The 19,147-nt window shown below is 58.9% G+C and carries 30 protein-coding genes and 1 tRNA gene; 5 read left to right on the forward strand and 26 right to left on the reverse strand.

The genetic code is table 11. From position 1 onward, the window contains the following. Positions 1–12 precede the first annotated feature (12 nt). The 9 genes from ACYJRZ_RS11350 to ACYJRZ_RS11390 form a co-directional block, all read right to left on the reverse strand. Positions 13–591 (reverse strand): phage neck terminator protein, encoded by a 579-nt coding sequence (locus tag ACYJRZ_RS11350; RefSeq protein WP_459459043.1) that lies wholly within the window; start codon positions 589–591, stop codon positions 13–15. Then, positions 588–968: a hypothetical protein gene (locus tag ACYJRZ_RS11355; RefSeq protein ID WP_459459045.1), complete on the reverse strand. Its 381-nt coding sequence runs from the start codon at positions 966–968 to the stop codon at positions 588–590. Before ACYJRZ_RS11355 ends, ACYJRZ_RS11350 begins: the two co-directional genes overlap by 4 nt. Position 969: 1 nt before the next feature. Further along, complete coding sequence (locus tag ACYJRZ_RS11360) at positions 970–1,479, reverse strand: hypothetical protein (protein ID WP_459459047.1); 510 nt, start codon at positions 1,477–1,479, stop codon at positions 970–972. After that, entirely contained in the window at positions 1,479–1,865 is a 387-nt protein-coding gene (locus ACYJRZ_RS11365; protein WP_459459049.1) for a DUF4054 domain-containing protein, read from the reverse strand. The genes ACYJRZ_RS11360 and ACYJRZ_RS11365 overlap by 1 nt, the downstream gene beginning before the upstream one ends. Continuing rightward, positions 1,866–2,387: an STY1053 family phage-associated protein gene (locus tag ACYJRZ_RS11370; protein ID WP_459459051.1), complete on the reverse strand. Its 522-nt coding sequence runs from the start codon at positions 2,385–2,387 to the stop codon at positions 1,866–1,868. A gap of 2 nt (positions 2,388–2,389) precedes the next feature. Beyond that, the gene (locus tag ACYJRZ_RS11375) at positions 2,390–3,178 is read right to left on the reverse strand and encodes an HNH endonuclease (protein ID WP_459459052.1); all 789 of its coding nucleotides are present in this window, start codon (positions 3,176–3,178) and stop codon (positions 2,390–2,392) included. A 63-nt stretch (positions 3,179–3,241) separates the two neighbouring features. Then, positions 3,242–4,282: a DUF2184 domain-containing protein gene (locus tag ACYJRZ_RS11380; protein ID WP_459459053.1), complete on the reverse strand. Its 1,041-nt coding sequence runs from the start codon at positions 4,280–4,282 to the stop codon at positions 3,242–3,244. A gap of 62 nt (positions 4,283–4,344) precedes the next feature. Then, complete coding sequence (locus tag ACYJRZ_RS11385) at positions 4,345–4,845, reverse strand: structural cement protein Gp24 (protein ID WP_459459054.1); 501 nt, start codon at positions 4,843–4,845, stop codon at positions 4,345–4,347. Between the two features lie 12 nt (positions 4,846–4,857). Next, positions 4,858–6,345, reverse strand: a complete 1,488-nt coding sequence (locus ACYJRZ_RS11390) for a DUF2213 domain-containing protein (protein ID WP_459459055.1) — start codon at positions 6,343–6,345, stop codon at positions 4,858–4,860. A gap of 72 nt (positions 6,346–6,417) precedes the next feature. Here ACYJRZ_RS11390 and ACYJRZ_RS11395 point away from each other — a divergent pair, with 72 nt between their 5' ends. The 4 genes from ACYJRZ_RS11395 to ACYJRZ_RS11410 all read left to right on the forward strand — a co-directional run bounded on the left by ACYJRZ_RS11395 (position 6,418) and on the right by ACYJRZ_RS11410 (position 7,600). Then, the gene (locus ACYJRZ_RS11395; RefSeq protein WP_459459056.1) at positions 6,418–6,600 is read left to right on the forward strand and encodes a helix-turn-helix domain-containing protein; all 183 of its coding nucleotides are present in this window, start codon (positions 6,418–6,420) and stop codon (positions 6,598–6,600) included. 2 nt (positions 6,601–6,602) lie between these two features. Then, positions 6,603–6,809 (forward strand): hypothetical protein, encoded by a 207-nt coding sequence (locus ACYJRZ_RS11400; RefSeq protein WP_459459057.1) that lies wholly within the window; start codon positions 6,603–6,605, stop codon positions 6,807–6,809. A gap of 252 nt (positions 6,810–7,061) precedes the next feature. Then, positions 7,062–7,274: a hypothetical protein gene (locus tag ACYJRZ_RS11405; RefSeq protein ID WP_459459058.1), complete on the forward strand. Its 213-nt coding sequence runs from the start codon at positions 7,062–7,064 to the stop codon at positions 7,272–7,274. A gap of 104 nt (positions 7,275–7,378) precedes the next feature. Further along, the gene (locus ACYJRZ_RS11410) at positions 7,379–7,600 is read left to right on the forward strand and encodes a hypothetical protein (RefSeq protein ID WP_459459059.1); all 222 of its coding nucleotides are present in this window, start codon (positions 7,379–7,381) and stop codon (positions 7,598–7,600) included. Here ACYJRZ_RS11410 and ACYJRZ_RS11415 read toward each other — a convergent pair. Further along, entirely contained in the window at positions 7,530–7,997 is a 468-nt protein-coding gene (locus tag ACYJRZ_RS11415) for a phage head morphogenesis protein (protein WP_459459587.1), read from the reverse strand. The genes ACYJRZ_RS11410 and ACYJRZ_RS11415 overlap by 71 nt on opposite strands. On the opposite strand from ACYJRZ_RS11415, the gene ACYJRZ_RS11420 reads away from it, so the two are divergent. Continuing rightward, the gene (locus ACYJRZ_RS11420; protein WP_459459635.1) at positions 7,899–8,186 is read left to right on the forward strand and encodes a hypothetical protein; all 288 of its coding nucleotides are present in this window, start codon (positions 7,899–7,901) and stop codon (positions 8,184–8,186) included. The two genes, ACYJRZ_RS11415 and ACYJRZ_RS11420, sit on opposite strands and share 99 nt — an antisense overlap. A 134-nt stretch (positions 8,187–8,320) precedes the next feature. Here ACYJRZ_RS11420 and ACYJRZ_RS11425 read toward each other — a convergent pair whose 3' ends face one another. The 16 genes from ACYJRZ_RS11425 to ACYJRZ_RS11500 form a co-directional block, all read right to left on the reverse strand. Continuing rightward, complete coding sequence (locus ACYJRZ_RS11425; RefSeq protein ID WP_459459060.1) at positions 8,321–9,790, reverse strand: DUF1073 domain-containing protein; 1,470 nt, start codon at positions 9,788–9,790, stop codon at positions 8,321–8,323. Then, positions 9,790–11,286, reverse strand: coding sequence for a phage terminase large subunit (gene terL, locus ACYJRZ_RS11430; protein ID WP_459459061.1), 1,497 nt, complete (start codon positions 11,284–11,286; stop codon positions 9,790–9,792). The genes ACYJRZ_RS11425 and terL overlap by 1 nt, the downstream gene beginning before the upstream one ends. Further along, positions 11,246–11,722, reverse strand: a complete 477-nt coding sequence (locus ACYJRZ_RS11435) for a hypothetical protein (protein WP_459459062.1) — start codon at positions 11,720–11,722, stop codon at positions 11,246–11,248. Before ACYJRZ_RS11435 ends, terL begins: the two co-directional genes overlap by 41 nt. A gap of 356 nt (positions 11,723–12,078) precedes the next feature. Then, positions 12,079–12,306: a hypothetical protein gene (locus ACYJRZ_RS11440; RefSeq protein WP_459459063.1), complete on the reverse strand. Its 228-nt coding sequence runs from the start codon at positions 12,304–12,306 to the stop codon at positions 12,079–12,081. 43 nt (positions 12,307–12,349) lie between these two features. Next, entirely contained in the window at positions 12,350–12,700 is a 351-nt protein-coding gene (locus ACYJRZ_RS11445; protein ID WP_459459064.1) for a hypothetical protein, read from the reverse strand. A gap of 48 nt (positions 12,701–12,748) precedes the next feature. Next, positions 12,749–12,822: transfer RNA gene (locus ACYJRZ_RS11450), tRNA-Met, on the reverse strand. 183 nt (positions 12,823–13,005) lie between these two features. Beyond that, positions 13,006–13,701 carry a DUF6362 family protein gene (locus ACYJRZ_RS11455; RefSeq protein ID WP_459459065.1) on the reverse strand — a complete coding sequence of 232 codons (696 nt, stop codon included), beginning with the start codon at positions 13,699–13,701 and terminating at the stop codon, positions 13,006–13,008. Beyond that, positions 13,673–14,098 (reverse strand): hypothetical protein, encoded by a 426-nt coding sequence (locus ACYJRZ_RS11460; protein WP_459459066.1) that lies wholly within the window; start codon positions 14,096–14,098, stop codon positions 13,673–13,675. The genes ACYJRZ_RS11455 and ACYJRZ_RS11460 overlap by 29 nt, the downstream gene beginning before the upstream one ends. Beyond that, on the reverse strand, positions 14,095–14,334 hold the full coding sequence (locus tag ACYJRZ_RS11465; RefSeq protein ID WP_459459067.1) for a hypothetical protein: 240 nt from the start codon (positions 14,332–14,334) through the stop codon (positions 14,095–14,097). The genes ACYJRZ_RS11460 and ACYJRZ_RS11465 overlap by 4 nt, the downstream gene beginning before the upstream one ends. Beyond that, complete coding sequence (locus ACYJRZ_RS11470; RefSeq protein ID WP_459459068.1) at positions 14,331–14,816, reverse strand: helix-turn-helix domain-containing protein; 486 nt, start codon at positions 14,814–14,816, stop codon at positions 14,331–14,333. Before ACYJRZ_RS11470 ends, ACYJRZ_RS11465 begins: the two co-directional genes overlap by 4 nt. Beyond that, positions 14,813–15,115, reverse strand: coding sequence for a hypothetical protein (locus ACYJRZ_RS11475; RefSeq protein ID WP_459459069.1), 303 nt, complete (start codon positions 15,113–15,115; stop codon positions 14,813–14,815). Before ACYJRZ_RS11475 ends, ACYJRZ_RS11470 begins: the two co-directional genes overlap by 4 nt. Then, a complete protein-coding gene (locus ACYJRZ_RS11480; protein ID WP_459459070.1) occupies positions 15,102–15,704 on the reverse strand; it encodes an HNH endonuclease signature motif containing protein in 603 nt (200 codons plus the stop codon). Before ACYJRZ_RS11480 ends, ACYJRZ_RS11475 begins: the two co-directional genes overlap by 14 nt. Next, positions 15,701–16,084 carry a hypothetical protein gene (locus tag ACYJRZ_RS11485; RefSeq protein ID WP_459459071.1) on the reverse strand — a complete coding sequence of 128 codons (384 nt, stop codon included), beginning with the start codon at positions 16,082–16,084 and terminating at the stop codon, positions 15,701–15,703. The genes ACYJRZ_RS11480 and ACYJRZ_RS11485 overlap by 4 nt, the downstream gene beginning before the upstream one ends. After that, the gene (locus ACYJRZ_RS11490) at positions 16,084–17,556 is read right to left on the reverse strand and encodes a DnaB-like helicase C-terminal domain-containing protein (protein ID WP_459459072.1); all 1,473 of its coding nucleotides are present in this window, start codon (positions 17,554–17,556) and stop codon (positions 16,084–16,086) included. The genes ACYJRZ_RS11485 and ACYJRZ_RS11490 overlap by 1 nt, the downstream gene beginning before the upstream one ends. Further along, positions 17,553–18,119, reverse strand: a complete 567-nt coding sequence (locus ACYJRZ_RS11495; protein ID WP_459459073.1) for an MT-A70 family methyltransferase — start codon at positions 18,117–18,119, stop codon at positions 17,553–17,555. Before ACYJRZ_RS11495 ends, ACYJRZ_RS11490 begins: the two co-directional genes overlap by 4 nt. Next, positions 18,116–18,727 carry a RuvC family protein gene (locus ACYJRZ_RS11500; protein WP_145645054.1) on the reverse strand — a complete coding sequence of 204 codons (612 nt, stop codon included), beginning with the start codon at positions 18,725–18,727 and terminating at the stop codon, positions 18,116–18,118. The genes ACYJRZ_RS11495 and ACYJRZ_RS11500 overlap by 4 nt, the downstream gene beginning before the upstream one ends. Positions 18,728–19,147 lie beyond the last annotated feature (420 nt).

Consider the following 19,147-nt stretch of genomic DNA (forward strand, 5'->3'; position numbering starts at 1 on the left):
AGATCAGCTCTCCTAGGCTGGCGTTTCCCAAGGTTGGGTGAAGGTTTCGGTGACGATCGTCCCGCTGGCCGAGAGAAGGTTCAGCACGGCGTACTTGCGGGTGATCTGGGTTCTGAAAGTGACGGCCAGATCGTATTTCCTGACCCACTGTTCATTGATGAGCGCCGGCGCGGCGATGATATCGGACGCCTCGACAAAGGCGATGTCCTGCAGGTAGAGCGCCTCGCGGTTCTGAGAGATCTGCAGGCCGTCGCGCAGCAACCCGGCATAAGCTTGACCGGCCGGCCCGTAGAAGCTCGCCAGCACCTCAAAGGTGACATGGCGCTGCAGCTCGTCGTAGCCATCGCCATCGGGATGATGACCGACCCATGCATAGGTATCGCCGATCAGTCGCGTAACGCCGATCGCGCACCAGTTCGTAGTGGCCGGCGGTTGCTTTGCCGGGATTGGCACCCATCGCGGTCGCACCAGATCAGAGCTTAAGCCCGTGATCCCAACGACAGCCTCCTGGATTTGATCGTCGAGTTGGTCGTCAGTGGCTGGCGGCGGCGATGTCGGTGTGAGATAACCGCCCGTCGATGAATCCGTCATGGAGCGGCCTCTACGAAATTCTTGAGCGTGCCGACGGCCATGATGAAGCCGGTCCCGAAGGTCGACCAATCATTGAGCCCGGTCACTTGGTATCCACGCCCCTGCCAGGTCACGATATCGGCTTGCGTGGTTTCGCTGGCCGATGTGAGCAGGAAGGTCGTGTGGATCAGAATGGCGCCCTGAATGTTCGTCATTTCAGGGAAGTATTTGAGAATGTCCCCCTGCCCGGCGGTGACGACGGCCGTCACGTTCGAGAAGGTCTGAGTTGTGACGATCGGCCGGCCATGGTCGAAGCCAGATTGAGTGGTGCGCGTGACAGTGATCGTGTCAGCGAAGTCGGGATCGCTGAGCACGTCCGTGACGTCCAACAAAGGCATCTTATTTCCCCTTCGGACGGATCACGTAGGTAAGCGATTTCAGATACTGCAACGTGTCCAGCAGAGGCTTCTCGCCAGTGCGGCCGCGCCGCTTGCGTGCCGCCAACGTCTTTTCGGACAGCTCCTGAAACGGCCCCTCGTTGACCTTCTTGCGGACCGAGTTCTGCCCGGCCAAGCCTGCTTTGTTCAGAGCGATGTCGACAGCCTGCTTATCCCCAGCGAGCGCCTTTTCCGCGCCGGCTTGAAGGATGTTTCCGAGTTGGCCGGTCGCCGCCTCCACGCCCGGAACAAGATGCGGCCGGGCTGGAATGTTCTTCTCTGGAAGGCCGAACTCCATGACATAGCCAATCTCGGCATTCGAAATCGGCTCTTCCTTCTCGCCCTCTTCCGGCTGCCGGCCGGCATTCTCATCAGGAACGCCGATCAGAACCTCTTGCTTCGTGAGAGATCGGATCGATTTCAGGACGTCGTCGAAGGCGTCCTTCGTCATCGTCACGCCAGGCTTAGCCATCAGAGTTGCAGGCCACCCGAGCCCATCATGGAGACGAGATCGAGATAGCGGGTCCCGTAGTCGGTCAGATTGTAGTTGCCGCCATCCTTCACGGACGCCACCGCCGTGTCATAGCCGACCGAAACATCAGCGACGGCCTTGGAAGACGTCACGCCGGTCGAGAGGCCGGGCAAGCCGCCCTTTGCGGCCGCGATCGACGCGCGCTTCCATAGAACGAGGTTGTGCGCCGTAAGCAGCTCGACGCCCATATCCGCCAGGTTGCCCCAACGATCGACATTGATCAGGTTGGAGGCAAAGGTGAGCCAGAACTGCACGTTCCCATCGGGATATGCCGTGCTGTCTGCGAACTCTGGGAAGTCCTGGCGGAATTGGGCGACGGTGACCACTTATTCGGCCTTCTGCTCGCCAGCCTCGGCCTGCTGTTCGGCGGCCTCGGCCTGCTGTTCGGCGGCCTGCCCTTCGCCGCCTTCGCCCGAAGGCTGAGGCGCTTCACCGGTCTGAGCGCCGGATGCAAGCGGGATCGGCGGGAGGTCGGTAACGGCGTCGGCCGGCTGGCCATCCTTCTTGGTGATATTGTCCTGCGCCTGTTGCGCAACGGCTGCGATAGCCTCGTTGGTCTTTTGCAGGAGCGCTGCCGCCCTTGCTTCAGATTCGGCCCTCGCCTGCGCATCGGCCTCGGCCTGCTGTTCGGCGGCCGCAGTATCTTCCTCGCTCTTCAGAGCGCGGTTGCGCTGCGCATATTCGAACGAGCCTTCCTTCGGCTCGTAGGAAGCGCCGACGAGATGCGCCTTTACGAACCAATGTTCGGCCGTTTCCTTGTCGACGGTATAGTCGCCCGGCTCGAAGGAAACGACTTCGCCGCTTTCCTTGCGCAGGTTGAACGCCTTCTCAACGCTGATCTTTGGCATGTTCATTTCCTTTCCTGACCATGATGCTCGCTCTCGGCCCGCTTACGCGCCGACACGGCATCTTCGAAGATTTTGAAATAGCCAAGTGAGAGTTCCTTGCCGCGCACGACTATCCGCGCATGCCAAAGGCCACTCTTCTTATGCATTCGCACACCAGGATATCCGGAGGTGTTCGTTTTTCTGATTTTCAGAGATCGATTACGCCTAAACTCATCACGATCTAGAGACGTATGCGGTTTAGGCTCAGGAACATGGCTGGCCGACAATAAGGCCGCCGATGCCGCGTTTTCCCCGAGAATGCGCATCTCTGCATCTCTTCTTGCGGTAACGGCTTCGGCAAATTCGTCAAATCGCCCAAGGTCATATCTAACTTTGTTGACAATTATCCTAGCCAACCATCGACCTCGGGATGCGTCGAATGAAACGCCTTTTACACCGCTCTTATTTGCAGAAGAAGGATCAGAATTGTGGTTGTTTCTCGTTCTGGTCACCAAACGGATATTTGACCAACGGTTATCATTTCGCCTTCGATTTCTATGATCAGGCTCGAAGCCTTTGGGGATCGCCTCTCCCGTCATGAACCACCAAGCGAGTATGTGTGCTCGATACTGTTTCCCATCTATCCCGATTTGGACGTATCCATCCTTCTCGGTTCCAGCGATATCTCCGACTTGGATAAAGCCCCCATGCTTGCGACGCTTTTCCAGCCAATGGAAATGACCCGTATCAGGATCATATGAAAGTAACGTCTTGAAATAGTTTACTTGAGAGATATTGAACTGCCGTACCATGGCGGCCTCCTATTTGGAATACCGCCATGATAATACCCTGATCAGGATACGGCAATAAACATCTCATAAACCATCAGCATACCCAACGGTTTCCGGATAGCGTGCCTCGACCTGACCGAGACGACCGTAGTAGGTCGTGATCTGGTAGAGCGACCGGTACTCGACCGGGGTGCGCTGCAGCGGGACCATCGGAAACTGGACGTACTTCTTGTCCTTGGTGTAGGCCATCATGCGATCCACACCGGCGGCCCCGCGACCTGTCAGCCACTTCAACGGCTGAATGTTCAGCGGCTTGCCGTTGACCGAGTTCGAGAGGCTGTTCTGCTTCAGGAATTCGAGGATCGAGATGTTGCCGGCGGAGCTGACCGTCTGAGAGACGATGTAGCCGAACTGGACCGGCGGCAGACGCAGGTCGGTCGGAGCCTGTGCCCAGCCGGAAGCGGCCCAAACTGCGTTGAGCAGGGAATTGACGTCTCGCAGGATCTGCGCCGGGGTCTTGTTGATCCAGAGTGGAGAGCTACCGGTACCGTCGCTCAGAACGTTGGTCGGCGTGACCGCGGCAAGGTTCAGGAGGCCATAGCAGTTCGGAAGAACCGAATCCCCGATGTACACCTGCTCATCGACGTCCATGTTGTGCTTGAGCACCATGGCATCGTACTTCTGGGTGTCGATCGGGCGGCCGATCTGCTGAGCGCTGGCGAGTTCGGGCAGCGTCCAGGAGATTTCGGCGCCCCACAGGTTCAGAGGTTGCGGGGTCTTGCCGATATCGAGCGCCAGAGAGGCGATCGCGTTGGCATCCTTGCCGATCCAGTTCTTGCCGGCCGGGTTCAGGCCACCAGCGCCGGCAAACGTGGAGTTGGTGAACGACGCGGTTTCGTCGGCGATCGAGACGTCCTCGCGAAGATCAATATCGCGAGACCATGTGACGCTGACAAGCGGCTCGTTGATGGTCTGATCGAGACGTTCAAGCTCGCCGATCAGGAACGCGCCGGTGCTGTCGATGGTTTGGCGGTCATAGGTTGCCAGGGCGTCACGGGTGCGAGCTCGGATGATGCGAGGAGAGCTCAGTGCGGTGCTGCCCACGATGTTGCGGTGATGAAACATTGATTGCTCCGTTGAGAAGACGGCAGCGCCGTCACAGATGGAATGATGGTGGGGAAGTCGCGTCAGATGTTGTACGCGACTTCAACGATGCCGTTGGCGTCTGCCGGTCCCATGAAGACCAGACCAGCCGGGGCGATGGTGTTGGTGCTGTCGGCTGCGCCTTCGATACCGCCGATAGGCTTGCCTGCAGCGGCGGCTGCAACGCGTATGTATGCCTGGCCGCCCTTGGCGACCGTGGCGCCCCCATTGAGCTGCACAGCCATATAGCCGCGCTTCAGGAAGTCGCCGAGGCCACCGGACTGCGGCGGCTGTGCCGAACCAAGTCCGCCAGAAGCGACCTGCGAGCTGATCGGGAACGGCCGCACCACGAGAGCGGCAAGCGCGGTTGCAGCTTCACCGCCGGAGAACGGCTGATATTTGCCGCTGACCAGCTTGGCCGGGAGGCCATAAGCCGAGAACGGTGCGGTGGCATCGAAAAGACCAGGCTCGACGGTTGCCTGAGCATGGTCGCGAGAGATGTCGCCGGGGATGCCCGCCGGCATGCGGTACTGGAAAGAGGTCATGTCGTGGGCTCCTTACTTGCGGTTCGACCAGAAGTCCTGGTTTCGCTTGTTGATGTCGGCGATGGTGTTGGTCGCCGCCTGACGTTCGCCGGTGTCGCGAGTGGCGTTGCCGCGGTTGTTGCTGAGTTTCGCCAGCTCGGACGCGCCGTTGAAAATCAGACGCGCTTGGTCGCAGCTCATGGCCTTAAAGTCCGGTGAATCCGTGGTGATGAACGGCTTGAAATGCTCGCGCTTGCCATCGTCCTTGAAGGCAATGCCCATGGCCTTGCGGCGCAGGGCGCAGAGGTTGTCGGCCGTCTTCTGCTTGTCGGCCTTGGCGTCGAAGGTCGGAAGCTTCACGCCAGGGGCAAGGATCTCGGCGCGGGCGACGGTATCCGTGAACTCGCCATGGAGAGGCGCGGAATCGCCGGTCTTGACCTTTTCCTTGTCCTTCTCGGGATCGTCTTCGTCACCGTCCGGGTCATCATCGCCGGTCGGATCGCCAGCTTCGAGCTTTGCGACACGGGCGCCGAGATCGGCAATCGCGCCGGTGATATCGGTCTTCATGGCTTCGATTGCGGCCATGCAAGCGGCCATGGGATCATCGCCGCCGCCGCCTTCACCGTCGTCTCCGGTCGGCGCTTCTTCGGTGCCGGCGCCCTTGACTTCGATCACGAGGCGCTGCGGGGTTTCGCCACCCTCGTCCATCGCCTTCTGAGCATTTTCGAGCTCTTCTTCGAGTGCCGCCTCATCCTTCGCTTTGAAGGCGGTGCGGATGCGATCCCATGTGGTTCGCTTTGCCATAGTTGTCTCCTTGGAAGGATCGGGTTTGCTATCACGCACTGCGCATCGAAGGCCGCAGCGACCTTTGTCCACGAGAGCCACATGGTTCCCGAGAATGTTGAATTGGCGGGCGACGCCGGGCTCGACCGCCTCATAGTCGGCGTCATAACCGCAGGAGAGCTCGCGCTTGCCGGCCCGGATCGCGTCGATACCGGATTGTTCCTGGATCAGCAGATCGGCCATGAGCGTGTCGGCGAACTCGCCCTCACCCCGGCGCACGTTGAACACGACGCCAATGGCAAGAGACCGCCAGTTCTCTGGTGTCACCCATTCGTCTGGGTGCTCGATCGTTACCGGCTTGCCGAGAAACGAAGCCATGGCGACGGGGCTGAATACCTCGTCTTCTTCGCGCATGACGCGGATTACGCCGTCACGGCCGGCCTTAAGCGGTTCCTGCCCTTGTGTGGCCTCGATCTCGCCCGGGACATAGACCAACTCGCCGGTGCGCGCGATCGGCACGTCCTCGCAGACCAGATAGCCCTCGGGCGTCTCGCGCTGCTTCGGGCCGAGCTCGGTAGGTGCATAGAAGCTGACGCGAGTGCTTTCGTCGTCATCCCGCGTCTCGCCTGCCTCGCGATAGGCGATGGCCGCCGCTTGATCAGGTTTATGTCCCGCGCGGACAAGCTCCGCTATGTTGGCAGATATCGTTGCCTGCGATGAACCGGCTTGTAACGGCATCGACACCCTCATATTGCGCAGAAATGCGCTATTTCCTTTAATTTTTGCGCGAGATCGCGCTATGGTGCAGCCATGACAGCTGCATCATTGACTGCGCTGAGAAAGCGCTTGAATCTTTCGAAGACGGCATTTGCCGAGCAAATCGGGATCGGACGCCGGACCCTAGGTCAGTATGAGGCCGAAGAGCGCCCTATTCCCCTAACTGTTGCCCTCGCCTGCGCGGCAATCGCGTTCGGGCTTCCTCCGATGGAGTGATTATGATCGAAGATGATCCGAACTATCGCACCGAGAAGATTACCTCACTCGCCGAAGCCGAGCGCTACAAAGCGCTCCATGCTCTTGGCCTTCGGGGCGTGACCGATAGTTGGCTTCTGGAACGATACGACTATACTGCGAGCGATGATGGCCGCGTGTGGGGCACCGCTACTTTCCGGAAATTGATCCCTATAGGAGAACGTCAATGACCGCGCCCAAATGCACAGAGGCTCATCATCTCGGGCCGTTCAGCACATTGGATATGTCGCCCCCAACCGTTTACTGCGATGCCTGCGGCGCCAGACTATGGGAGATTGATCCCAAATCCCCACTTGCGAAAACGGTCTCTTGGTTTCCGACCAATCAGCTGGCGTCATCAGTTTTGACGATGACGATTATGACGTTTCACCCGAAGAGATCCGAGAAGCAGAAGAATTCTTCTACCGAAAGGATGTCAATCAATGACCGTCGCCGAACTCCGCAAAGCCCTTGAGGGGTTGCCCGATGATATGCCCATTGCAATGACCAATGCGCAGCTTGCCGCTGGCGTTGCCGCCCTTCGCATGATGCGAAAAAAACATGGTGACCAGTTAGGAGATGGCGCTCTCGTATCGGTAATCTATCATGATATGTTTGAGGCCATTTCCATACCGAGCAAGTCTGCCTTTTCTTGATGAATCCGAGGTATGGTCCGGTACAGGCATTGGTGAGCCGCCGACAGCTTTCGTTGTCAGCTGAATCCTTGTTTTGCTAGATGCGATGTGTATGGATGGGCAGCATGACGTTGCCCCGCCTCAGTCCCGAAGAACTGGTTGAAGAATTGAACGAGCTCGCCCGTGTGAGCTTCGTCGATACGTTCCCGCAAGTTCCGCAGGAGCAGACGCTTGAAGCGGATGCCGCGGCCTTCATTCAGTCAGCCGCGGCGCTTCTCATCGACCTCGCGGCCGAGGGCGGCCAACTGGCGGAGCGCGCCCAAAGGATACTTGATCGTCTGGAATGACCACTTCGCACCAGCATCTGCAGTTTGGAAACTGCCCCGCATGTCCCTTCATGCCGTCCAATGTGGGCGGTTGATCCCACCGGACGAACTGTCCTTCCATCTCGGCGTGAGAATGCCTCACGTCACTGTCATCGGCTGTACGCCAGATATATCCGACCGACCCGACATGCTCAGCCCGCGCCCGCGTCAGTTCCGTTGAGGTCCGGCTTACCTCTGTGCGGGCAATCGTATTCGCCCGGCTCCGCGCCACATCCCCGGACCTCATGATCTCTTCGGCGATGTAGTTGGACCGACGCCCTTGGACGATGCCCTCGTTTGCCAGCTTTCGGACACGCTCGGCGGCTTCGAACGGGATGCTCTTGATGAGCGATACCTGTTCGTCCAGGCGCTCTCGCATCACCCGGCCGGTCGGCGCCGTCTCGATCTCTTGCCGAAGGCTGCGGCCCATCCGGCGGGACACCTCGAGCCATGCTGCCTTGTCGCGCGCCGCGACGTCCTCGACCATCCGCTTCGCCGTGGCATCTGCCCAGCCGCCGATGATGTCGCCGTAGCGCTGCAGGGCCGCGCTGACCTTCCCGGCAAGTAATGGATCATCGGGCGAGAACGCTTTGACGATATCGCCGACATGCCGGGCGATCTTGCGGAGTTGGGCGGCGTATCGAGCTTCGACCTTCCGGGCGCGGATGAAGGCTGATCGGCCCTCGACCTTATCCCGAAACCTCACCTCTTGCCTCCAGCAACGACCGACAGCGGCGGCTCTGCAGTTTCCTGCTCTTCCTCGACCGGATCATTGTCGGGTTCATCGACCGGCTCAAGCGCGCCTTCGGCACCAGGAGGTTCCTCGCCCTTGGCCGCTTCAATCTCGTCATCGGAGATGTTCGAGAAAACACCAGTGATATCAGACGATTGGCGAAGTTCCTTAAGAGCTGTCTCCTTGGAGATCAACGCGCCCTCCTCGACCGTCATAACGGCGGTTGCGATCGTGTTCGCAATGTCGGCTCGTTCCTTCTCGCTCATCTGCCAGAGCGGATTGAACCGATAGCTGAACGACGATGGTGGCTCGCTACCGAGCTCGGACCGATAGAGAACGTCGAGCAGCGTCGTGATCGGCAGGCGAAGGCGGCGCTCTTGCTGGGCATTGATCGAATCGTAGTAGTTCCGAAGGTCGCTCTCGCCTGTGGCATTCATGCCCGACGGTGATTGGCCGAACAGCCGGACCAGCGGAATATCGATCGCGCCTGAGAGCTGCTGACCAAACTGCAACGTGATATCGGCTAGGCCGGAGAACGCATATTGATGCGTCTCGAAATCATCTTCGGCGTCCATGAGGGTCAAACCCTCGTTAGACTGGTATTTCCGGATCAACTCCATCTGTTTGACCAAGGCGTCCATGACAGGGCCGCCGGCCGAGATGATCTTGCGCAGATCCTTGACCTTGTAGGTGCGCAGATGGGCCTTGTAGACGAGCTGTGCGGCGCCCTGCGTCGTGCTGTCGAAGGCGACGAGCCGGTCGTAGAGGCGCTCGACGACGCTCAAGCCCCAGCCGTTTTCCGTCTGCTGCTGCCAGAAGGGCAGCTCGTAGCCTTCGATGCGGATAACGCGGCTATAATGGACGTCCTTGTTGATCAGAGCCGGAGCGTTCTGGTTGATCGTGTAGAATTCTGGCTTGCCGAGATATGGGCCATATTCTTTCACCGGCCGCTGCAAGGACGGCTGCACCATCCAGCGGTCAAGGACGAGGAGCCCCTTGAACTGATCCTTGGTCACCGTCTCAAGCCGGAGCGGCGTCGCAACATCCTGCCCATCGATCAGCATGACCGCGATGGCACCGCCATAAAGCCGAGCCCATTTGACCGTGTCGTTGATCGCCTGCCAGATCTGCAGCCGGTTCATCGCCTGATGCAGGGTCTCGATGTCATCCGGGTTGGCGGTTCCGTTCAGATCGACGCCGGCGCGCGTCATATCCTCGGCGACGACATCGACTGCCTTCCCGACAAGCCAGGAGCCGCGATACATCCATTCGAGCTGGACGCGGTTACGGCTGATCGGATTGAAGCCATAGGTGTTGGCCGAAGCCATGCTGTCCGTACCGACGCCGGTCCGGGCCGCGAAGTTTTGAAAGCTGTCGCGGGTATTGGCCTGCGGCTGCATCGCGCGCTGTTGGATTCGGCCGCTGCGGCGTTTCGACATTATCCGGCTAGCCTCTTCCACATGTTTTCATCAAAGCTATCGCCAAGGGCGAGCTCATTCAGTGCGTCAGCGAAAGCATCAACCTGGTCGTCAAACTGTCCGTTCGGGAACGAGCAGATCTCGTCGAGAAATGCTTCGTTCCAATCGCCACGGACCAACTTGACATTACCAGCCTCGGCTTGGGCAGACGCTGGTTTCGCGCGCGTCGCCTTGTCGCCTGTCGGCGGGACCGCTTTCACATCAAACCCGGCGAGTAGCTTAATCTTTGTCCCAGCATCGGCCTTACCGGCTGCGCCAGGATCCTGCGGCATGCGAACGGTCACGAATGGGCCGTCCTGCGTTGCCGCATTCTTCAAGTTCTTCTCGACGTCGGACGGCGACCAGCGATCGCGGCGCACATCCTCGATGTAGAAGGTGTCGTCGACGTAGGCCATCTTGAGGCCCACCGTCCAATCAGGTTGCGTTCCGGGTTTCGGAACGCTGGCGGCGAAGTCCCACGCTCTGCAGCGCCTGGCGTTGGCCGGAACCGCATCCACGATCTCGAAGTCACCGCGCTGGAACATACCGCCCGAGCGAGGCGTCGGGCGCTGCTGATACTGTCCCGCGTAGGCGTATGAGCCCTTCGCTTTCTTCAAGCGCTCGATCTCGGCGCGAGGAAAGCGCTCCGGGAAAAGAAGCTCGCCCTCTTCGATCCGAGGGTCTTCGAAGAACAGCTCGCCGCCTACATAGGTCCGGCATGCGTTGCCCGGTTCGAACTCCATCGGCAAGTTCAGATGGACGAAACCAATGTCGAGATCGAGAGCCACCGCCGCGACGTCCTGCGCATGCAGACGTTGCATGATGATGACGATCGCCGAGGACGTCACGTCGTTCAGGCGGTCTGAGATACCCTCGCGAAAGATACGGACCGCTGTAGCGCGCTCCGTATCGCTTTCCGCCGTTTCCGTCGAATGCGGGTCATCGATCTTCACCCGGTCGCCGCGGCCTCCAGTCATTGAACTGAACGGTCTGGCCTCGCTGAAGCCGTTTCCCGTGTTTTCGAACTTCCCTTTGGCGTTCTGGTCATCTCGAAGCTTCAGCGGCCATAGGGTCTGAAACTTCTGGCTTTCGATCAGCCGGCGCAGTTTGATGTTGTCGCGCAAAACGTTCGGCTGGCTGTACGATGTCGCCAGCACCTGGATATCCGGCCGCTCACACGGTCCCCACTCCCAGGCGGTCCAGAAGACCATGAGGAGCGATTTCATCATGCCCGGCGGCACAGTCATCATGAGGAACTGGATACGGCCGGCGGTAACCGCCTCGAGATGCTTGCACATCGCCCGAAGCGCCCATCCGAACCGCAGGTCTCGCTTCGGCTCCAATACAGTCCAGAACTCTCGGATGAAGCCTTCCAGTGTGCGGCATTGCGCCCGGATCCGTTCGGCATCCCGCGCGGTGCGCTCCTGTTCGGCTATCTCAGCCCTGCGCTTCCTCTCCGCCCTGATCGCCCTCATCATCACCGCTGGTGGCGGCAAGCGGGCCAAAGATGGCTTCGAGTGCATTCAATTGCTCTTCCGTTGCGTTGGTCAGGTCGACTGTCTGGATAGGTCCGCCGTTCGGGCCGGCGATGCGGTGCTGTGCCGGCGGATAGGAGCCTTGCATCTTGTTCGCCTCCGAGATCGCAGAGAGCGCTATACGAGGATCGCTATCGGCGGCCTTGTCGAAGATCGTCTTCAGCGCCATGAGCCTGTCAGCGGCCGTCCATTCGGCTTTTTCAGCAACCCGAGCGCCGACCTCTCCGACCCGCTTCATGATGCTTTCATTTGCTTTCAGACGTGCCGCATTGCCCCGGTTTGCAGCATATCCCGCCGCTTCATACGCTTCATCGGCCGTCTTGCCTTTGGCGAGCGCCTGAGCGAACTTCTCATGCCGGGCATTTTTCAGGACTGGCATAGGTTAACCCTGGGAGGATGAAATGGTGGCACTCTGCCCTAAATGCGAAACAGACATTCATCATTTCTATTACGAAGCAAAGGATGCCCGGACGGAATATGGGACCAGCCTCGTCTATCCGGCAGTAGCGATAACATGCCCCCATTGTAGGACCGTTCTGGGTGCCACAATTGACCCGGTCTATCTACAAGGCCAAATACTCAGCGCATTGAAGAAGAAATAACCGGCTGACCCACTTAGCGCCGTTTATAAAGGGCATCGCTACCCCAGAGCAGCGGCGCGGCATCTTCTGCCACGAGTGAAGCCATGGTCTTATCGCCGGTGATAAGTCGAAAGGCCCGCTCTCTTCGAAATGGTTAGGTGGCCGGCACGAACGGCAACAGATATTCCGCGCCGACCTTGAAGGCGCTAGCAGCTTCGGAATTGATGGTTCCGAGCTCAAGCTTGCCCCATGGGGTGTATTTGAAGAACTGATCGTTCTCCTTGCTGCCGGAGGTGACAGGTTCAAATGTCAGGGTAAAGCCGGCCTGATTTTCGACGCGGCTGATAAGTTTGAATTTTGCGGTGCAAATGGGTGCGCTCATGCGTCTTCTCCTTTGTTTGTCCGGATACCGCCGGACGCGGGTTTCAGAAACTGCTCCGATCGTCTTTAAGTTTTGCCCGAACCATGGCACAGCAGAGCGCAAGGGCATCCGTCTCACCTGATCCGACATATTCGGTTCCGTTGAGATCGCTGATGTCCCACGATATGCCATTGCAGCCATTGACGAAGGCTTGTCGCGTCCAGTCGCCCTGTTCTCGTCCGAACTCCTGCTCAAACAGCGCGACCGCGGCTTCGAACTTCCTCGTCCAGCCGGATCGGGTTTCAAGGCCGAAGAGTGCCTGCATGGCCTTTTCGAGGCGATAGTCGCCCTTATCCGCGCGAGCGATCGTCAGGGCTAGATTGAAAGGATCGAGATCCCATTCATCGTAGGCCATCTGGCGCTCCAAAGAAAAACCCGCCTCGGCGAACCGGGCGGGCTGATGTGGTTGCAGGCTCCGGAATTGAACCGGATCTTCGAGGTTATGAGCCACGCGGCTTACCGTTTGCCCTGCCTACGTAAACTGTTGCCGGGCTACCCTCCCGGCTTGGCCGACGGCGCTGGTTGTGTATCCAGCGCTGCATCTGGTCGGGGCGCGTCGGCTTCCCCTCGTATTGGCTCCAAGGGCCGCGATTGACGATCGTATCCTTGGCTTACGGCGCCCCCGGAGGGGATTTTGCTACACCCGCGCGTGCAGCAATCTTATGCGGCGACCTGAAGCTTTGCCCTGCGTCGCGCTTCACGTTCGCGCAACTTGTTGGCCTTCTCCAGTCGCTTGCTCAGCGCCTCAAGATCTGGGCTATCAGGATCGAAAACCGGCTTTGCATCTTCCGGCAACCAGAAGCCCGGGCTTCGTGCCATAGGTGTTTCAACCTTATCCAAATCAGTAACCGAATTCGGCATCATTGGCACCACCCTCGACCAGTCAGGCTGATGTAACAAATTAGCTTTTTTAATCAATACGCCGGAAATGTTATTAAATTCATTTCTCAACCGTCGCTCTGAAGTACTACGCGATCGACCGGAATTTTTGCAGAAATCTCGAAAAGACCCAGCAATGTGACGCGCTGCCATGCAGATCGACCAGCGAGAAAGCAGAATTCGGTTCTCCTCGCTTTTGACGAGCTCAAGCATCCAACCATAGAACACCTCTTCCGCTCTGGATATAGCCGCAGCCGATGGCCGGAAGCGGATACGGATATCGACCTGGTCCATGGGCTCAGGTTGAATGTCAGGCCAATAGCTCTTGGCATGGCCTGGTCGCAGGTTGCGGACACTCAGATGCACGAAGGTATCGGCGGCCTCGACGAACCTGGCACGCACAACAAGGCTCACATCCGCGACAGTGGCGGCGTTCTCGCAAAGTCTGTCAAACGGCAAGGCGTTGGTCTGGTTCATCAAGGATCGTCTCCAATTGCTCATAGATCAAAGTTCGAAGTGTCGGTCGGACCGGCCACGGACGCCGGGCTACGGCCTTCCCACGCAATACGCCAAGCTGTATATGATCGAAGGCATCAAGCAGTTCGCTTGGCCTCTGCAATGCCCAATCCTGACGCTGGACGAGAATGTCGGATACCGCGCCTATTGTCTCGCTCCAGAGCTCATCTCGATTGTTCCGGGTCTGCCTGATGCAACGGAGTGTCATGATGAGGTGGCCGTCGCCATAGAGATTTCTGATTTCGTGCATGGTGCCGCGGGCATGGCTCTGTGCTGCCGCGCGACGGCGGTAGACCGGCACAAGGCGTATGCCGAGGCCGTCCAGTAGCGTATCAAGCTTGCCCTTGCGATCTTTCATATACCGGCTGCCCTCTCGATCGCTTCTCGCTTCATCGCACCCCAGAGGCCATATGCGATGTCACGGTTTTCATCGGTGGGATTGTCTTTGAACGCGTTCAGGGCGCGGCGATAAACCTTTCGGCGCTCAAGCCGGATTGGCGTCCAGTGCGCGCGGCAGATCCATTCGACAGCGCGTTCATCGCCCTTCCAGGTGCGCCGGCAGAATGGGACACAGCAGGAGATACGGTCGGTCACAGCCTCCCCTCCGCCTTCAGCCGTTCGACCTTCTTGACGGCGTGGATAACGGTTGTGTGGTCGCGGCCACCGAACAGCCGGCCGATCTCGGGATAGGACCGATCGAAGAGCTTCTTGACCTCGTACATCAACAACTGGCGAGCCGCGACGACCTTGCGATGGCGGTCCTGGCTCCGGATCTTGTCGAATGTGAAGCCGAGCTCTGCGGCGCGGTTCCGGACATAGAGGCTGCTGTTTCGCTCGTGGATGCCGCGCCATGCCCGCCAGGCCTGCACATGGGCGTCGAACTCGATATCGCAGCCCATCCAGTAAGGGAGATGCGGCTGTGGGGCGCGTTCGATGAGCAAAGGCATCGGCGGTTTCGGTACCGGTTTCGGGATCGGCATCCGGATCGGCGCGGCCCGTAGGCGCTGCTGCAGCAAGCGGTAAGCGTCGATCATCTCGGCGCCGGTGGCGTATGTCTTAGCGTCGACCTGCATCATGCCGGCACCCTCCGCCGCTCGATCTCAACAACCCTCCCGCCGCCACGGAAAAGCTTGTTCGCCTGATCGCGGACCAAAGCTCGCTTCGTCGTCGGTCCGGTCAGCGCCTCCGATACGATCGGGCTGTTCATCTGGCGGAGGAACTCAGCCTTGGCGGCGGATTCGGCTTCTGCCTGTGTCCCGAAGATGATGTCGTCGCGGCCATCGCGAACAACGCGGTTCTCACCGTGGTGATATAGCCGGTACCAGGCAATCCAGCCTGTCGGGCGGCGGTGGGTTCCGAAGTCACAGCGATTCACTAGAGCTCTCCTCTTTGAGCCAAAACCATGTCTTTCCGCTTTTGATCAATGAAATCGCGCTGGCGGAAACGCCAAACTCCTCGGCCAATTCCAATTGGGTATGGGTACAAAGCCGCCTTTTTATTTCCAGAACTTGAAGCTCAGTCAGCTTAGATCGCCCCTGACGACTACCGCGGTTGGATGTGCCGTGCGCGACCCTGTCCATCTGGTTTTCGGAATTGGTAGCCCATCGAAGGTGCTTTGGATTGACGCAGCCTCCAGACCCGTTGCCACAGGAATGCGCGACTTGATGTGCCGTGGAAGGTGACGGCCCGTGCGCGGCCTCGCACACATAGACGTGAGCCAGCTTCGTCTTTCCTCCAGTGCGGTACTGGGCATAGCCTTTGTCACTCTTGGTGAAGGGCCATATGAGGCAGTCTTGTCGGGTGTAGGGAATAGCAATCTGATTGAGAAAAATCAGGGTTGCTCCGTTCGGCATCCTACCGCCCTCAGGCGTACCGTACCTCACCTTGCGATGGTAATGTGCGCTGCAAAGCCCCTGCAATCTTGCCGGCTTTTCGCAGTTGCACACGCTGCATTTTCTACTCATGCGAATGCCCTCGGATTGTCTTTGAGGGCAGCGACCCAATTCTTGATCAGAACGATATCTGGTCCATCATTAGCCGATAGGTGACGCTCCATCTCCTCGCAGGCATAGAAAAGAGCGTCTTCGCGGCTCTCTGCAAAATTTCCCCACTTGGCGCCAACCTTGTAGCAATGGCCGCGATCGTTGGTTTGTGAGCTTGTCGACCACATCCAGAGACCATCGACATGCCGATGGATCTCGATGCGCGCCCGGTCCCATACCATGCGCGGGTGCGCCAGCCGAAAGGTGAAGTCCGGATCTTCCTGCCAAACTCGTCCATCAGGATCGATTGAGGCGATAACAGGCGGCTTTCTGATGGAATCGAAGAGACTGAGCTGTTGCATCAGAACAACTCCCCTGTCCGTTCCGGTTGATTGGACCGGTACCGGGTGTATTCGGCTTCGAATTTCAGGGTTTCAACGATGGAAGGATCACCGAAGCGGACCTTGATCGAGGCGATCTCAGCGATGCCCTCAATGTCCGATCCGAACGTCTTGTTGATCAGCGCCCAATCCTTGTCGGTTACCGCGACCTTCATCCGCTCCTGCTTATATTTTTCCGGACGATAGAGGGTCAGGACTGCATCGTAATCGGCTCGCGCGCCCTCTCCGCCGTAGAGGTCCCTGGATATCGGCCGCGGATTGTCGCGGATCGTGCCCTGCCCGTTTCTCTGGTTGAGGATCAGGACCGCCGAACCGGTCTCATCAGCCAGCGATTTCAGCTCGACGGTGACCTCGCCTGAAATCCGGTCCGGCGAGAGCTTTGGATCGCGCGGCTTCACCTTGCTGATATGGTCGATCACGATGAATGGCGTCTTGCCGTTGGCCCGCTTCTTGATGAACCGACGGGCATAGGTCACCAGCCGGTCAACGCCTTCGCGCTGGCACCTGATGATCTCGAAGGGTTGCTCGTTGATCCACGTCGCGAACTGGACGCATCGGTCCTGCTCGACCTGGCTCATAAGCCGCATCGGCTCGCGCTGCTGGCGAACACTGATCTCGTGGACCTGGGCAATCATCTGCCGCACGCATTGGGCCGGCGACTGGTCATAGGAGAGGAAAAGGACAGGATGCCCCTCATAGACCGCGTGGTAGATCAGCTGCATCGTCAGGGATGACTTCCCCTCGCCCGATGAAGACAGCAGTCCATAGAGGTTTCCGGCCTCGAATACCGGCTCCGAGAGAACCTTGGCAATCTCCGTCAGAGCAATAGGGACGCCGATGACGCCATCTCGTCGAGCCGATGCCTGGAAGGCTGCGAGATAGGACGAGCCGGGCGAGACAATCGCCGTCGTCTCGGCGAACCGGGACCGCATGTCTTTCAACCGAGCCTCGAGCTGCTCGATCTCGTCTCCAAGGGTGAGAAGATTGTGGCCCTCGCCTGCTAAGTCGACACCGATCTGGGCTTCACTCAGCAGGCGCCGGGATAGAGACATGCTCTTGATGGCGACGAGCGCGCCGTCATATTGGTTGCGAAGGCTTGGATCGGTGCCACGAACGAAGAGTTTGGAGAGATACACCGCCGGCGTGATCTCGATATCTTTCTTACGGTCCTTCTCGTCTTTGACGATAAACACCTTCGGAAGCCGAGGCTTGAGCGATATCGTATTGACCGGTTGGCCTCGGCGCCGGTCCTCGGCTGCAAAGCGATATGCGGTCTGGTGTATCTCCCAAGCGAAGTCTTCCGGCTCAAGGCCGCAGCTATCGATTAGAGAGTTATCGGCAAACATACAGGCGAAAAATGTCTCAGCCGCGGCAAAGGCATCATCCTCGGTGATGCGGTCCATGAAATCGCGGCGATTTGGCATCTCGTTCATGCCGCCACCTCGTCAAATTTGGTTGATTCATCACCGAAGGAATGCCAGCCGGCGCGGCTCTCACGGGCAAACACGTCGGCACGGCGCGCGTGCGGCATGATGCGATCGCATAGCGCGTAGAACTCATCCGGCTTGCGGCTGTGCTCTCGAGCGACTCCGTCAAAGATTGTGCGCGGTGCAAGGGACTGACGAGGGTTCCCCAAAGCTCCCACGATGATGATTTCGCCTGTGGTGCGCACGCGATAGCCGGTGCCCATCCTGTCCTTGCCGGCGGCGGTAGTTTTTCGCCAAATCATGAAGGACTTATACTCAAATCCCCAAGTCCTAACACATTGGATTGCCAAGGGCAGCTGAGGTGCGGTGGCCCAGAGGTATAGAAGGCAGTCCATGGAGGCGAGCTGGCTGACCGGCATTGCGAGGATCTCGTGGTCCTTCATGCAGGCATATTGCTGCTGTGCAGCCTTTCCATTCCCCTTCTCGCTGTAGAGGCCAAAGTCCCACGGCGGATCGATCACAAGGAGCTCATAATGGAGTGGAAGGAGTGGGTCGAAGAACCAAGTCATGCCGCTGCTCCCGCACGCTCGTTGCGCGCCATGCGGAGATCCATAAGCGGCTGCTGGTACCGGCCGGCGTGGACCTTCATATCGCGGACACCCCAGCAGATCGCCAGAGCGCAGGCCTCGGCGGCGTTGTGGGCTAAGGTCTTCTGCGTGGGGAGCTTGATGCCGATCAGCTCACATTGAGCAACGGCGGCGGCTTTCCAGTCCTTCTTGCCTTTGCTGTCGAGCGGCGGCTTGAAGGTCTGCCCGTAGAAGCTCTTGCGCCAGGTGCCGGGCGGAAGCGTCCCGTATGGAATGCCGAAGTTCGCGATCGTCGAAACGATGGCCGTGGTAGCGATCCAGGGGTAGAGCATGGCATCGGCGCTGGTGTTGCCGATCTTGGCCAGCGATTGCTCTTCGAGAACAACCCAATCGGGCTTTCCGAACTCGCGTATCAGCGCGGCAACTTTGAGACCAATCTGATCGCCTGTGTAATAGTGGTCGGCCTTGTCTGGCATCTGGAAGACGCCGCATTTCACGCTGGAGTAGTTGCGATCGATCTTCTGCTGTTCGGGCTCGAAGATGGCCCAGCCGGTGGACTTCGACGGGTCGAAACCGAAAATCTTTGTCATGCCGACTTCTCCAATGGGATAAGCCGATAGCAACCGCGGCGATCGGACGAGATAAACCACCCAAGGGGCTGCAAAACATGCTGCGCTTTGCTGATCTGCGCTGAAATGCTTTGCCGCGATGTGTTTAGCTCTCGAGCCGTCTGTCGGTCCGACCAGATCAGGTTTTCGAGATTGGCGACGCGAACCCAATCGCCAACGCGCTCCGAAAGCGCTTCGATGATGGTCCGCTGTTGTCGGGTGAGATCAGCATCCAAAATACGCTCTACAGGGGAAGCCTCTCCAATGTGGCTGCCGCATGTCGGGCAGCAGAATGATTTTCGAGATGTCGTCATCGCACACCGCTTGGAAGAGAAGGTCTCAGCATTCGCGCTGAGCAGTTGATGGCGGCTCAAGCCGGGAGGAAGGCGAGCCGCCGGGGGA

It is taken from the genome of Rhizobium sp. No.120, assembly GCF_054558365.1.